Annotated in this window: 11 protein-coding genes; 6 read left to right on the plus strand and 5 right to left on the minus strand. The window is 37.9% G+C overall.

Annotation, left to right across the window (positions count from 1 at the left end; translation table 11 throughout):
- Positions 1 to 66: 66 nt before the first annotated feature.
- The 4 genes from ACKGJN_RS09955 to ACKGJN_RS09970 all read right to left on the minus strand — a co-directional run bounded on the left by ACKGJN_RS09955 (position 67) and on the right by ACKGJN_RS09970 (position 5,495).
- Positions 67 to 3,036 (minus strand): DNA polymerase III subunit alpha, encoded by a 2,970-nt coding sequence (locus ACKGJN_RS09955; RefSeq protein ID WP_409539343.1) that lies wholly within the window; start codon positions 3,034 to 3,036, stop codon positions 67 to 69.
- A complete protein-coding gene (gene dinB / locus ACKGJN_RS09960) occupies positions 3,037 to 4,254 on the minus strand; it encodes a DNA polymerase IV (RefSeq protein ID WP_409539344.1) in 1,218 nt (405 codons plus the stop codon).
- A 116-nt stretch (positions 4,255 to 4,370) separates the two neighbouring features.
- The gene (locus ACKGJN_RS09965; protein ID WP_409539345.1) at positions 4,371 to 4,994 is read right to left on the minus strand and encodes a phosphoribosyltransferase; all 624 of its coding nucleotides are present in this window, start codon (positions 4,992 to 4,994) and stop codon (positions 4,371 to 4,373) included.
- 129 nt (positions 4,995 to 5,123) lie between these two features.
- Positions 5,124 to 5,495: a VOC family protein gene (locus ACKGJN_RS09970; protein ID WP_409539346.1), complete on the minus strand. Its 372-nt coding sequence runs from the start codon at positions 5,493 to 5,495 to the stop codon at positions 5,124 to 5,126.
- 437 nt (positions 5,496 to 5,932) lie between these two features.
- On the opposite strand from ACKGJN_RS09970, the gene ACKGJN_RS09975 reads away from it, so the two are divergent.
- The 6 genes from ACKGJN_RS09975 (at position 5,933) to ACKGJN_RS10000 (ending at position 13,224) form a co-directional block, all read left to right on the plus strand.
- Positions 5,933 to 6,409 carry a hypothetical protein gene (locus ACKGJN_RS09975; RefSeq protein WP_409539347.1) on the plus strand — a complete coding sequence of 159 codons (477 nt, stop codon included), beginning with the start codon at positions 5,933 to 5,935 and terminating at the stop codon, positions 6,407 to 6,409.
- A 14-nt stretch (positions 6,410 to 6,423) separates the two neighbouring features.
- Entirely contained in the window at positions 6,424 to 6,642 is a 219-nt protein-coding gene (locus ACKGJN_RS09980; RefSeq protein WP_409539348.1) for an SHOCT domain-containing protein, read from the plus strand.
- 121 nt (positions 6,643 to 6,763) lie between these two features.
- Positions 6,764 to 9,331, plus strand: a complete 2,568-nt coding sequence (locus tag ACKGJN_RS09985) for a copper-translocating P-type ATPase (RefSeq protein ID WP_409539349.1) — start codon at positions 6,764 to 6,766, stop codon at positions 9,329 to 9,331.
- Positions 9,332 to 9,596: 265 nt separating this feature from the next.
- Positions 9,597 to 10,355 carry an SDR family NAD(P)-dependent oxidoreductase gene (locus ACKGJN_RS09990; RefSeq protein WP_409539350.1) on the plus strand — a complete coding sequence of 253 codons (759 nt, stop codon included), beginning with the start codon at positions 9,597 to 9,599 and terminating at the stop codon, positions 10,353 to 10,355.
- A gap of 123 nt (positions 10,356 to 10,478) precedes the next feature.
- On the plus strand, positions 10,479 to 10,997 hold the full coding sequence (locus ACKGJN_RS09995) for a DUF4494 domain-containing protein (protein WP_409539351.1): 519 nt from the start codon (positions 10,479 to 10,481) through the stop codon (positions 10,995 to 10,997).
- A gap of 160 nt (positions 10,998 to 11,157) precedes the next feature.
- A complete protein-coding gene (locus ACKGJN_RS10000) occupies positions 11,158 to 13,224 on the plus strand; it encodes an LTA synthase family protein (protein ID WP_409539352.1) in 2,067 nt (688 codons plus the stop codon).
- Here the strand turns inward: ACKGJN_RS10000 and ACKGJN_RS10005 are convergent.
- Complete coding sequence (locus ACKGJN_RS10005) at positions 13,199 to 14,296, minus strand: hypothetical protein (protein WP_409539353.1); 1,098 nt, start codon at positions 14,294 to 14,296, stop codon at positions 13,199 to 13,201. The two genes, ACKGJN_RS10000 and ACKGJN_RS10005, sit on opposite strands and share 26 nt — an antisense overlap.
- Positions 14,297 to 14,316: the final 20 nt, after the last annotated feature.

The following is a 14,316-nucleotide window of genomic DNA, read 5'->3' on the forward strand; positions in this document are numbered from 1 at the left end:
TTAATTTTTATTGGCCGGCACTAAAAAATGAGACTTTTCTTAAATTTCACCTAGAATGCTTTAAGACTATCTCAAACTATTCAATAACCTTGGATCACCAAGTGTTTCCTGTCGCACTAGTTTGTGTATTTTGATAGAAATATAATCTAATTCATTGTTTACCTTTCCGTAGCATTTATAAATTCCTTTGCTCCTAAGGGGATATTTCTCTGCAACAGCTGAAAATTGCACGGTATCAAAAACATTTGCTTCCGAATCAAAAAAAGTTCCAAAATACATATACTTCCCAGTGGAAGTGCCAGTTTTCTTAGCTGTTATTAAGTCTCCATAAATTATTATTTCGCGACCCACATAATTGCTTAAGTCTTTGGCCTTTATCCCATCTTCTATAGCATGTCTAAGCAATTTGAAATGTGAACAAAGCGGAAACCCCAATAGCTCCATTTGATCGAAGGCTTCTATAAGGTCTGAAAATTCAAACTCCGGTAATTCAAAATCTTTATGAGGCGTATTAAAAAGTCGTTCCTGCCGGGTGGATGTCTTGGAGGCATTCAGTTTAAAATGGGCTTTCCATAATAAATGGTGTTTATCCAATCCTGTAAACCTAAAGGCATTTATCTTCAGTAAAATACTTAGTTGTTCTATAGAAATATTCACCCGATCTATAAAATCATCAAAAGAGGTAAATTCTCTAAAGAACTGTCGGTTTTCGAGGATTTGCTTTACCGTTTGAGTTTCCAGTTCTTTGATATAGCCTAAACCCAGGTAAATATCTTTCCCATAAATAGAAGTGGGATGATCACTTTTATTAATACAAGGCGCGTGTACGCTGCCCCCACATTTTCTAATTTCCTGAATATAGGTTTCTACATTATAAAATCCGCCACCATTATTAAGCGCAGCTACCATAAACTCTAGAGGAAAATACTTTTTTAAATATAAGCTCTGATAACTCTCAATGGCATAGGATGCTGAATGTCCCTTTGGAAATGCATACCCGGCAAAAGATGATATTTGCTCCCAAACCTCACTGATGATCTCTTCAGAATAACCTTTGGCCCTGCAGTTACTCCTGAATTTAGCCTGAATCAGTTCCATTTGCCCTTTTGAAGTTTTCTTCCCGCTCATTCCCCGGCGCAAGACATCGGCATCTTCAAAACTAAGACCGGCAAATTTATGTGCTACTTTCATCACATCTTCCTGGTAAACCATAATCCCGTAGGTGTCATCCATAATTTTCAACATAACAGGATGGCCTTGTTTTCTTCGTTCAGGGTTTCGATGGCGTTTTATGTACTCTTCTTTCATTCCTCCGCTGGAAATACCGGGCCTGATAATTGAACTTGCCGCTACCAGGTTCAAATAATTATCGGTTTGTAGTTTGGTAAGCAGGCCGCGCATCGCCGGGGATTCTACATAAAAAACCCCCATACAATCCCCGGTTTTCAATAAATCATTGATCTGAGGATCTTCCTTAAAAACAGCGATATTTTCTATAGGTTCTATATAGGCATCGGGCTGATTTTCCTTTATGATTTCTATGGCATCTGTAATTTTTGAAAGACCGCGCTGGGCAAGGATATCGAATTTATGGATCCCAACTTCTTCTGCAATATTCATATCAATCTGTATAGTTTCAAATCCCTTTGGGGGTAAAAAAGTTGCAGCATAGTTATAAACACTATCGTTAAGAATCAAAATCCCGCCCGAATGCACGCTTAAATAATTAGGGAATCCTTCAATTAGGGCGCTATATCTTAAAACAAGCTTCTCCATTTTATCCAACTGATCCAGATGGAAAAACCCTGCAGAGAGCCTGTCGATATTCTCTTTTGGCAATCCAAAAACCTTCCCCAGTTCCCGCGCTACAGCACGTCGCTTAAAGGTGACATAAGTCCCCATAAGTGCTGTGTTTTTATAAGTACTAAAAATATGGGCGGTCACATCATTGCGGTCTTTCCAGGAAAAATCAATATCAAAATCGGGAGGCGAACTTCGACTTTCGTTGATAAAACGTTCAAAATATAAATCCAGTTCAATGGGGTCTACATTGGTAATTCCCAGGATGTAAGCAATAATAGAATTTGCTCCGCTCCCTCGTCCGATAAAAGGGAATTTTTTAAACCTTGCATAGGTTACAATATCATAATTGATTAAAAAGTAAGAGACAAACCCAAGTTTTATAATAGCATTAAGTTCCTTATCTATCCGCTCAAAAACTTTTTTTTCTGCATGAGGGTAGCGTTTTTCAAGCTTTTCTTCACATAATTTTTTTAGGCGAAGAATATCCGCTTCAGCGGTTTCTCCTGCTACCAGTAAATTTCGGTTTTGGGTTTTTCCGAAGCGAAAATCCACCTCGCAGTTGCTTATCAACTTTTTTGTGTTTTCCAAAATATGCGGATAATCTTCAAAAGCTTCAGCAATAACTTCCGGCGGCATCATTTGATCGGAAAAACTCCCCTGTTCACTTATTGGCAGTTTGCTTAGCAGGGTATTGTTATCTATTGCCCTTAATAGCCGGTGGGCATTGTAATCGCGTTTATTCCTAAAAGTCACTGTTTGTAATAAAACCAGTTTATCCTTATAGTTCAGGTAACTGGAGAATTTAAGCTTCCGAAGGCTTTCAGCTGAAATTCCTATAAATTCATTTGCTAAAAAAAACGTTTTTTTATTTGCGACTACCTTATCAAAAGGATAAATTATAAAACAATCCGGCAAAGCTGGAGCTTCGGGCTTAAATGTTTTTTTTAGATGAAGATGCAGTGAAAGGTGTTCATTCAACTTCCGGAAACCTTCATTGTTTTTGGCAATTCCCACATATTGTTGCCGGGCCCCATTTCTAAAGTCGATGCCTACCAGGGGTTTAATACCATATTGAGAAGCGATGTTTAAAAAATTTAAACAGGCCGAAGTATTATTGATATCGGTAACTGCCAGGTGTTTCACTTTATGGGATTGAGCAAGTGCACAGAGCTTTTCTACAGAAAATGTTCCGTAGCGCAAAGAATACCAGGTATGAGCGTTTAAATAATACATTTATTGTTTTCTATGGGCGAGCACTACCGGCGGTTCCCCATTAAATGGATTTCCCATGCGGCCAATGGTTTTGGTGCCCAGGGTAACAGCGCGCATAACGCTTTGCTCCCCAAAACGTTCCCTTATTTTATCCAGGGAGTTATATAAATTGAGCATTTCCTGGGAATCATCAAAGAGGTTGATCTGGTAATTTCCGCCCACGAGCCCGCTAAACTTCACCCCGATTAAGCGAATCAATAACCGCCGGCTGTAGAGCTGTTTAAAAAGCGCTTCCACCTTTGGGATAAGGATATGATCTGCACTGGTATAAGAGATCCGGGCTTGTTTTGAGTAAGTTTGATAATCGGAATACCGGATCTTCACACTTACCACACTGGTGAGTTTATTACCGCGGCGCAACTGGTAAGCTAGGCTCTCTGCCATGGCTGTCAGCGTAGCGTGAAGCCTTACCATATCTATAGTATCCCGGCCAAAGGTACGCTCGGTAGAGATCGATTTTCGTTCGTGATACGGGATAATGGGCGTATTATCCAAACCATTGGCACGTTTCCAAATCGTCCTTCCGGCTTTTCCCAATACACTTTCGAGCATTTCTACCGGCATTTCCTGGATGGTCCTGATTTCGCGAACCCCAAGGCTTAATAATTTTTGGTAGGTTTTATTTCCTACCATCGGAATTTTATTGACATTTAAAGGTGCTAAAAAATGTTTTTCAGTTCCTAAGGGAATAACAATTTCGGCATTGGGTTTTGCTTCCCCGGTGGCGATCTTGGAAACCACTTTATTTTGAGATAAGCCAAAAGAAATTGGCAGACCACTTTCTTTAATAATACATTGCCTGAGTTCGTGGGCAAACTTATGGATCCCGAAAAATTTATCCATTCCGCTTAGATCGGCATAAAACTCATCTACGCTGGCCTTTTCAAAATTTGGCACTCTGCTTTTTATGATTTCGGTAACCGTATTGGAATGTTTGGTATAGGTGCTGGCATTTCCTTTAATAACAGTAGCTTCCGGGCACAGATGCCGGGCCACCTTCATCGCCATTCCCGAATGCACACCAAACTTACGGGTCTCATAACTACAGGCTGCTACAACACCCCTGTCTCCTGTGCCTCCTACCAAAAGTGGTTTATTTTGTAATTCAGAATTAAGCAGACGCTCTACTGAAACAAAAAATGTATCAAGATCCAGATGAAGGATAGATTTTGTTTTCATTATTTGGATTATTTCCTATTAATTGGAATTTCTCCAAATTTATAAAATCGGGATGAGATTATGAATAGGAATACATTAATTTTAAACGAGGGATTTTAAAGAATTTAAGAACTATTTTACCGGTTGCTTTTTTCCAGTAGGTTTATAGCTTCCTCATCGCTAATTGCGCTAAAATCTTCATAGAATTGTCCTACAGCTCTGAAACCAAAAGGAGTTTCCAGGCATATTACTTCATCTACTTCTGGAAAATTATTTAACCTCTCAATAACAGATGGCGGTGCTACCGGAATAGCCACCACGATTCCGGCAGGATCCTGATGAGCAACAAGAGAAATTGTTACAAATAGAGTATTGCCGGTGGCAATGCCATCATCTATAAGTATCACTATTTTACCCGCTAGCTTTTCCGGTTCAAAATTTTTATAGTATTGCTCATATTTTTTAGCCAGAGACTTTCTAATGAGGGCAGTTTCACTTTCAAGATAATTTTCAGGTACCTGCAAGGTTTTATCCAAAACTACATCTTCCATACTCACAGCTCCAATCGCAAATTCTTTGTTGCCCGGATAACCAATTTTTTTGGAAAGGGCTACATTAAGTGGTGCATCTAACGCCCTTGCCACGATTGCCCCCAGAGGTAAACCGCCACGAGGGATCGCCAGTACCACGACTTCCTTGTTTTTGTAATGCAGCAGTTTTTCTGCCAGTTGATTTCCCGCTTCAATTCTATCCCTAAACATCGCTTCTGATTTAAATGTATGGTTTCAATATTTCCTTTATATCAGGCTAGCATGAAGGTACGAAAACAGGCTGAAAATCTATTATTTATCTAAGAATTGTCACGGAACGGATTAGAAATCTGCGCCAGTCTAGCGATGTTGGTCGATTAAAATTATATTTCCGTCTGGGTCGTTTAGCATAAGACTTGCTGGTCCGGAAGTGTTTTCGTCGGCTTGGGCTGTTAACTTTATATTTTTGCTTTTAAGGTGTTTTTGGATTTCCCGAACGTCCTCAAAATTTTCAATGTTTTGTGCGTTTTCGTCCCACCCCGGATTGAATGTTAGGATATTTCCTTCAAACATTCCCTGAAACAGTCCAATTAATGAATTTTCATTTTTCATAATCAGATAGTTTTTACTTATGTCACCTGCAAAGGCAGTAAAGCCAAGGTTTTCATAAAATGATTTTGAAGCCTTAATGTCTTTAACGTTAAGGCTTACCGAAAATGCTCCTAATTTCATAGTATCGATTTTTTTTGGTTGTATTTATATCTAATTTATCAATTTTGTTTCAGGTTATGGTGAAAAAATGGTAGTAATGTGTCAATGGTACGGATTAGAAATCTGCGCCACCCCAACAAAATAAATTCAGCTCTTTATTATTTATGCTCATCGTTTTTTTTGTGTGTCACCACTTCTTTAAACACGCATTGAATTGAATGCGTTGTCACGGTCACAAATTAGAATTAGAAATTCCCCCCCCCCCTCCCTTTAAATATTGGAATCACCGCTAAATCATAGTTGATAGTTCGCTTAAACTATTAACAAACAATTAGTTAATCGTATAGGGAAATCATTGTAATCCACATGAAAATTGTGTAACTTCATGCAGTTTCGCCGGTTACAGGCAAAGTGCCAGGTATTTTATAAAGGAAAAAAGGGTATTAAAAATGTCACTTATGAGAAATTTAAACAAGTTAATAATCACTGCATTCAGCGGATTATTGTTAATGACATGTATTGCATGTAATAATTCTGAGACGGCTTCATTTCAGGAGATTGATCTAAAAAGAAATGAACAACTAAAAGAAAGGGTTTTTGAACAGATTCTCAACGACGAGGAACTGTTCAATGATTTTACCGGAAAAATGAGAGAAAATAGCCAGGCCATGCAATGGATGCGTGAAAACCGGCCTATGATGCAAAACTTTTACGGTGGAAAGCAAATGCAGGATATGATGCGCCGGAATCCTGAGATGCGTGAGAATATGATGCAAAACATGATGAGAATGATGGAACGGGATACCACCCGGATGAATCCCGAAATGCGGGAACAAATGCTGGAGAATATGATGAGAATGATGGCACGGGATACTGTGATGCAAAACCGAAGGCAACAAATGATGCAAGGCAAGCATATGATGAGAAATAATTAAAAAATAATTTACAAATGGATGATTTTGGACATGGATGGGGAATGGGCTGGGGTTGGCTCCTCGGTCTTATAATCCTGATCCTTTTGATATGGTTAATTATGAGGGTAGTCGGTCAGGGTATTCGACCGTCAGGTCTGGGAGAGAAATCAGCCCTGGATATTCTTAAAGAAAGATATGCCAGTGGGGAAATAGATAAAAAGGAATATGAAGATAAAAAAAGGGATTTGAATTAAGAAAGAAGTTACTGCAATACAGGAATTTCTTTTTTATCAACTTTTGATTTACACCCCGATCTTCTTTTATATGAAAGATTTTATTTGGGCAGTAAGCAGAAAATCTTAAAATTTTTAAATAATGGGTGCCGAAGACAGAAAAAAAGATCGGGAAGAGGAAAAAAATAAAACAAGTGATAGCTCCCCGAAAAGCACAACCGAAAAAACAAACCCGCTTGAAAATAGAAATACTTCCGATAATGAATCTGTTGAAAACAGAGGAGGATCTATAGAAAAAAAGGAGTCGAATCAAAAGCCCACGAAAGAAACATTCGGGGAAGAAAAATCTGGGAAAATTTCTGACAAAAGTACACAACAATCGGATAAAACTTCACAAAGCCAGGAAAATATAAAAGAGGTATCTGAAGAAAAGGATATGGATATTACTTTAGATAATAAGCCTGATGAGGTGAAAATAAATGTCAATTTAAAAAAAGGAACCTCACAAGGAAACTCAGGAAATCAGGAAAAACGACAAAAAAAATCTACTGGAGAAAATCAAAAATATTCAGAAAAAGAAACCGAAGAAAAAAAAGAGATAGAAAAAGAAGAAAACCCTGAACAAGATGAGGAGAGCAAACCTCCTGAGGAAGACGAAAAACATTCAGATAAAAAAGCATCGGGGAAAGAAGAAAAGCAGAAAGAGCACGATGATCATTCCGCCCAGGAAGAAGACCATAAGGGAAAAAAAAGCGAACACGGGGAACATCATCATAAACATATGCTAAAAGATTTTAAAAAGAGATTTTGGTTCTCTCTTATCATAGCCATTCCCATTTTAGCCCTTTCAGAAATGATCCAGACCTGGTTTGGCTATGAATTGGCATTCACGGGATCTAAATATGTATTGGGCGGGCTTGGGCTCGCTATCTATATTTATGGCGGATGGCCATTCCTTAAGGGAATGAAACGAGAAATCCAGGATCGCTACCCAGGGATGATGACTCTTATTGCAGTGGCAATTACCGTAGCCTGGGCTTATAGTTTTGCCATAACCCTTGGAATGGAAGGAGTGGATTTTTACTGGGAGTTGGCAACACTTGTGGTTATAATGCTTCTTGGCCATTGGCTGGAAATGAAATCTATTCTTGGCGCTTCCCGGGCCCTGGAAGAGCTTATGGAATTAATGCCCGATACGGCACATAGAATAAAAGAAAACGGTGACACAGAAGAAGTAAAGGTTACTGAACTTAAAAATGGTGACAGAATCCTTATAAAACCCGGGGAAAAGATCGCCGCAGACGGCGCCGTGGTTGAAGGAAAATCTTCGGTAAATGAATCCATGCTTACAGGGGAATCAAAACCTGTGGAAAAGAAAAAAGGAGATGAAGTAATCGGCGGTGCTGTAAACGAATCAGGCTCTCTTACCGTAGAAATAGAAAGAACCGGGGAGGAATCTTACCTGAACCAGATGGTGGATATGGTGAAGGAAGCCCAGAAATCAAAATCGAAAACGCAAAGACTGGCAGATAAGGCTGCTTTAATCCTCACCATTGTTGCACTTACAGGAGGACTGGCTACTTTTCTGGTTTGGTTCCTGGTAATGGAAAGAGAACTGGTTTTTGCAATTGAACGCGCCGTAACAGTCATGATCATAGCCTGTCCTCATGCTCTGGGCCTTGCAATCCCTTTAGTGGTTGCTATTTCCACTTCAATATCGGCCAAACAAGGTTTGTTGATAAGAAACCGTTCTGCGTTTGAAATGTGCAGGAAACTGGATGTTGTCCTTTTTGATAAAACCGGCACCCTTACAAAAGGAGAATTCGGAGTAACCACAATAGAATCTCTGGATGAGGAATGGGATGAAGAAATGGTGCTGACCTGGGTGGCCAGTGTAGAGAGAAAATCGGAACATCCTTTAGCAGCGGGTATTCTTAAAAAAGCAAAAGAAAAAGACCTTGAACTCCTCGATGTTGAAGATTATGAAAATATTACCGGGCAGGGAATAAGATCCAAAATAAACGGGAAAAAAGTAATCATTGCGGGCGGTACTTATTTAAAGGAAAAAAACATACCAACCGATGCAAAACCGGATATAAAGGGGACGGTAATTTACCTGGTAGTAGATGATGAACCTAAAGGATATCTCGCTTTAGCCGATGAGGTTAGGGCAGATTCCAAAGAAGCTGTAAAAACCTTGCATGATAATGATATTGAAGTTTATATGATCACAGGAGACAGCGAGCAGGTTGCCAAAGAAGTAAGTGAGGAATTAGGGATAGAAGGATATTTTGCAAATGTACTGCCCGAAAAAAAACAGGATAAGATAAAAGAGTTCCAGAAAAAAGGTAAAATAGTGGCTATGACGGGAGACGGAGTAAATGACGCGCCTGCACTGGCACAGGCAGATGTAGGTATTGCAGTAGGTTCCGGTACCGATGTTGCTGCCGAAACGGCCGATATTATCCTGGCCAATTCCAACCCAAAAGATATTGTAAAACTCATTCTTTTTGGGAAAGCCACTTATAACAAAATGATCCAAAACCTGTTTTGGGCCACAGCATATAATATAGTGGCCATACCTTTGGCCGCAGGAGTATTATATAAACAGGGAATCTTGGTGAATCCTGCCATTGGGGCAATAGTAATGAGTATAAGCACAATAATCGTAGCGGTCAATGCCCAGCTTTTAAGATATAAACTGAAATGAAAAGGTAGTGCAAAGGATGAGGTTTTTGGCTGTTTTTCATGAAACAGGAAATGAAAAATTGTTTAGAATTCTGACTCCCGGATTTTTAACAATACCCCCAAATTATAACAAGAGGCACTTTGGACATAACCAAATACCTGGTTTTTGTTCCTGATGTCAATTTTGATTTTAACTGAATGTACCTGCGCGTAATAGTTGCTGCTGCATTTAGAAATATAAATTAATCCCCCTCTAATTCATATTATTAACAATAAAAACAGAAACCATGAAAAGAGTAGAAAACAAAGTTGTAATCGTAACCGGCGGTGCATTAGGCATTGGTCGCGAGACCTGTATCTTGCTGGCAAAAGAAAATGCAAAAGTAGCAGTAACAGATATTCTTGACCAGGAAGGTGAGGAATTGGTTGCAGAAATTAAAAAATCAGGTGGAGTTGCAAAATACTGGCACCTTGATGTATCTGATGAAAAAGAAGTTGAAAAGGTGTATGCTGAAGTAGCCAAAGAATTTGGAAAACTTGATGCAACCATAAATAATGCGGGAATAGCAGGTGTGGACAAACCAACTCATGAATTAACTGAAAATGAATGGGATGCGGTTATGGATGTGAACGTAAAAGGCGTTTTCTTCTGCACCAAGCATGCAATTTCTCATATGCAAAAAACAGGCGGAGGAAGTATCGTCAATCTTTCTTCAATCTATGGGATAATTGGGGCCGGGGATATCCCTCATTATCATGCTTCCAAAGGTGCCGTTAGATTGATGTCTAAAAATGATGCATTGATTTATGCAAAAGATAAAATAAGAGTGAACTCGGTACACCCGGGATTTATATGGACCCCGTTGGTAGAAGAATTTGGTAAAGATGTTCCGGATTTCAGAGAAAACCTGGATAGCCTTCATCCTATAGGACATGTTGGAGAACCAATTGATATTGCATACGGAATACTTTATCTTGTATCTGATGAATCAAAATTCGTTACCGGAAGTGAATTAGTTATAGATGGTGGTTACACGTGTAAATAATATTAAGAATATTTCGGCATGAATTAGAAATCCCCTTCTGACTGAATTTGTGAATAACCTTTTGCCGGATATTCTAGCAGGCCTGTTTAAAATCATACTTTTGGCTCCCTAAAAAATAATGATATGAGTGCAACTTGGTATGAATGTAAGGTGAAATACAGAAAAACACACGAAACAGGCGAGCAAAAAGTGACAACAGATACCTATTTGTTAGATGCGGTATCTTATACAGAAGCAGAAGCCAGAATTAGCGAAGAGATGACTGCTTATACAAGCGAAGATTTCAGGATCATGAATATAAAAGTCGCTAACTTTTCAGAGGTTCATCCATTCGAAAATTCCGATCGTTGGTTTAAATCAAAGGTTTCCCTGGTAGCACTGGATGAAGAAAGCGGGAAGGAAAAGAAAACCAATGTATATTTGCTGGTGCAGGCCAATGATGTTAAAGAGGCCTTTGAAAATACCACCGAAGCTATGCAAAGTACAATGGGAGATTACACGATTCCATCTATTACAGAATCCCCCATTTTAGACGTATTTCCATATTTCTCTGGGGAAGAAGATCCCTTAGAGGAATTTAAGGTGATAGATACTTCTGAAAAATTAGAAGAAGAAAAATCAGAAGAAACCGAAGCGGTCTGATTTTCAAACAAAATTAATTAGTAAAAAAACACCTCTTGATTAGGAGGTGTTTTTTAGGATCAAGCCAAAATGATTTGGGCTATGCAAAAATATTGGATAAACTATAAAGGAAAAGAAAACCGATTTAAGAAAAGTCCCGATTAAACGAACATCCATTTAAATGAACAAGAAAATAGTTTTCCCCGCCTTTTTCCCTACCAGGCTCAAAGAAATAGTTCGATCGTTTGCACTTTTATCAATTCTTTGGTTATTGCTAATTCTCACGGTACGTTTACTGGAACTGGTTATCAATCAATATAATCACCCTGTACAATCAGATTTACTATCATTATTGGGATGGAGCTGGTATGCAGATTTTATATTTTGGGCAGATTATATACTGATTTGTTTACCGGGATTTTTGCTGATTGGTTTCCTGTCATTAAAGGCAGCCAAAATTTTCTTCAAGGTCTTAATAAGCCTTTTTATTTTTACCCATATTTTGCTTATCAGTTACTTCAATACTTCTTTGGTATTGCTGGGGGGTGATTTATTTAGTTATTCAAGAGCCGACATAATTCATACAGTAGGAGCTTCCGGGGGGGTAAATTTTCTTTCCATCATTATTCTTTCGGGAACTTTGTTATTGACTGTAATGTTCCTGATGCTGGTTCCAAAGAAAATAAAATTGAATATTTATGTTTCAGTTTTGGTAATTCTTTTCCCACTGGGAGCCTTTTTCCTTGAAATAACTAATACGCCAATGCTGGAATCGGATTTTACTGAAAACCTTATCACCAATAAATCCGGTCACTTCTATAAATCTGTCTACACCCATTATAATCCGGAAGTTTATGAAATTGATATTTATTCAAATTCATATATAGGAACCTATCATAACAATTACAGTGAAGCAATTTTTTTTGAATATGTAGATGAAGAAAACTTCCCGTTTTTGCACAAAGTAGTCGGGAAAGACGTTCTAACTCCTTTCTTTGAACCTGGAGAAAAAAAACCTGATATTGTAATAATACTGGTAGAAGGTTTGGGCAGATCTTTTTCAAATTCAGGAGCTAATCTTGGTAGTTTTACTCCGTTTCTGGATTCTCTTTCAACAAAAGGTTTGTACTGGAAAAATTTCATGAGTAATGGAGGTAGAACTTTTGCAGTGTTACCTTCAATTTTAGGCTCCCTGCCCTTCGGTGAGAATGGATTTATGGCTCTTTCCAGCAAAATGCCACAACAGCACTCCCTCATAAATCTACTGGCTTACAATGGATACAGAACCTCATTTTATTATGGAGGAGACTCAGATTTTGACAATATGAGAGAATATCTTGAACTGAATAAAATTGATGTTATTCAGGATCTAGAATCATTTTCCAATGGTTATAAAAAGCTTCCGGCAAAAAATGGGTTTTCCTGGGGGTATAATGATAAAGAGATCTTCCGAAATTATTTAAATACCAAACTTGATGATTCAACTGGCAAACCAGAACTCAATATTCTGCTTACCATTGCAAGTCACAGCCCTTTTGTAACAGATGAAAAGCAAAAATATTCAGCATTATTTGAAAATAGGATGGAATTGCTTCAATTTGATGAAGAAAGGAAAAAGAGATATAGAAATTATAAGGATCAATATTCAAGCGTATTATATGCAGATGATGCTGTGAGAAGTTTTTTTAGATCTTATAAAAAAAGAAAGGACTTTTCGAATACTATTTTTATCATCACAGGGGATCACAGGATTCCCGAAATTCCTATGAGTTCCAAAATTGACAGGTATCATGTGCCTCTTATTATCTATTCCCCTTTGCTAAAGCGCACTGCCGAAATTGCCTCTGTTTCTTCACATCTTGATGTCGCTCCAAGTTTGTTTTCCTTTTTAAAAAGCAATTACAATATAAAATTTCCAGAGGTGAACAGTTTTATTGGACACGGCTTGGATACTACAAGAGGCTTTCAAAATATCCATAAAATTCCCCTGATGCAGACAAAATCAGCATTTATTGATTTTGTTATGGGAGAATATCATTTGAACGGAAAAGAACTTTATCAATTGAATTCAAATTTAGGAGAAAGCAGGATCATAAATAATGAGAAAAAGGAACAAATGTTAAAGGCTTTCAATGACTTCAAAATAAAGAATAAAAAAATGGAAGAAGGTGCAAAATTACTTCCGGATTCTATAATGCTAAAATATTCTGAACAAAGGGAAGTTAAAGGCTACCGGAATACTCATTAAGGATTTCGCTCAGTAACGGCCTGTAAAATTTCCAAAAGAAACTTTCCCGTTCCAAAGGAATTCCTTCATCATAAAATAATCCCCGGAAGAAGTCAATACCCTTAAAGTAAGATAAAGTTAAATTGACAGGATTATCACTGAAATCTCCTGAAAAGTAGTAGAAACTGTAATCTTTACTTTTATTTCTCGTTACCGCTGGAAATTTTGTGGGAATACCAAATTTCTTCATTTCCATCAATCCTTCTGCTGTAGTATTTATTTCAAAGGAAGAAATAGTCTCATTGGCACTTTGATCAGAAATAATTACATCAAACCAAAATGGATATTTGATCTTTTCAGGAAGGGAAAATCTTGAAGTTCCAAATTCCCCGGTAACAATGTAGGGCAAAGGATCGATAAGATGTGTGCCTTCTTCAAGTATTAAAACCTGTTCATTATCATTTACAAAAGCAATCCCGGATTTTTTAAAGGGCCATTGGTTGTTGTGGTTCTTTTTGTAATTATTGATTAGCCACGGCGGAAGTTCTTTATTTATGTTTGGGTCAAGGATTTCAAAGTATCTGGCAGTCCACCCCGTCCATTTCATTTTAAACATTTTTTCAAATACTTTCCTGGTATTTTGAGTGGTTGGAGAGCCTATCGTATTAAATTCGGTTATAATAAGTTTATGCTTTTCCTTCATCAATTTAAGGAATTCAATATCATTAAGGCTCAGGCCGCCATATAACATTCCGGAGCGCTCATTAATATTTCCTTGTGTAAACCACTCACTGTTATAAATACCATAAGTATCTGTGAAGTAAACCAGATCTGCATCTTTACTTAATTGCTCCAACTGAACAGCGGTAAATCTTTCCAGGCCTTTCAACTGAAATTTTTCATTTTCTAATGGAAAGAAACCATAATAATCTTCAGCGATCCTGTATGGTTTGGTTGATGTCTTTGTGAATTTTTCCTGATTGAGAACCCAGTGAAGGGAACTATGTCCCTGACTTTCTGAATTTAAAACTGTTTTATCAATTATTGCGGCTACCAATATTGTGTTTGGAGAAACAAACCATGTTAACCACATTAAAAACGGAATGAATATTA

Origin of the sequence: Gillisia xinjiangensis (genome assembly GCF_046298265.1) — a bacterium.
Classification (GTDB): domain Bacteria; phylum Bacteroidota; class Bacteroidia; order Flavobacteriales; family Flavobacteriaceae; genus Gillisia; species Gillisia xinjiangensis.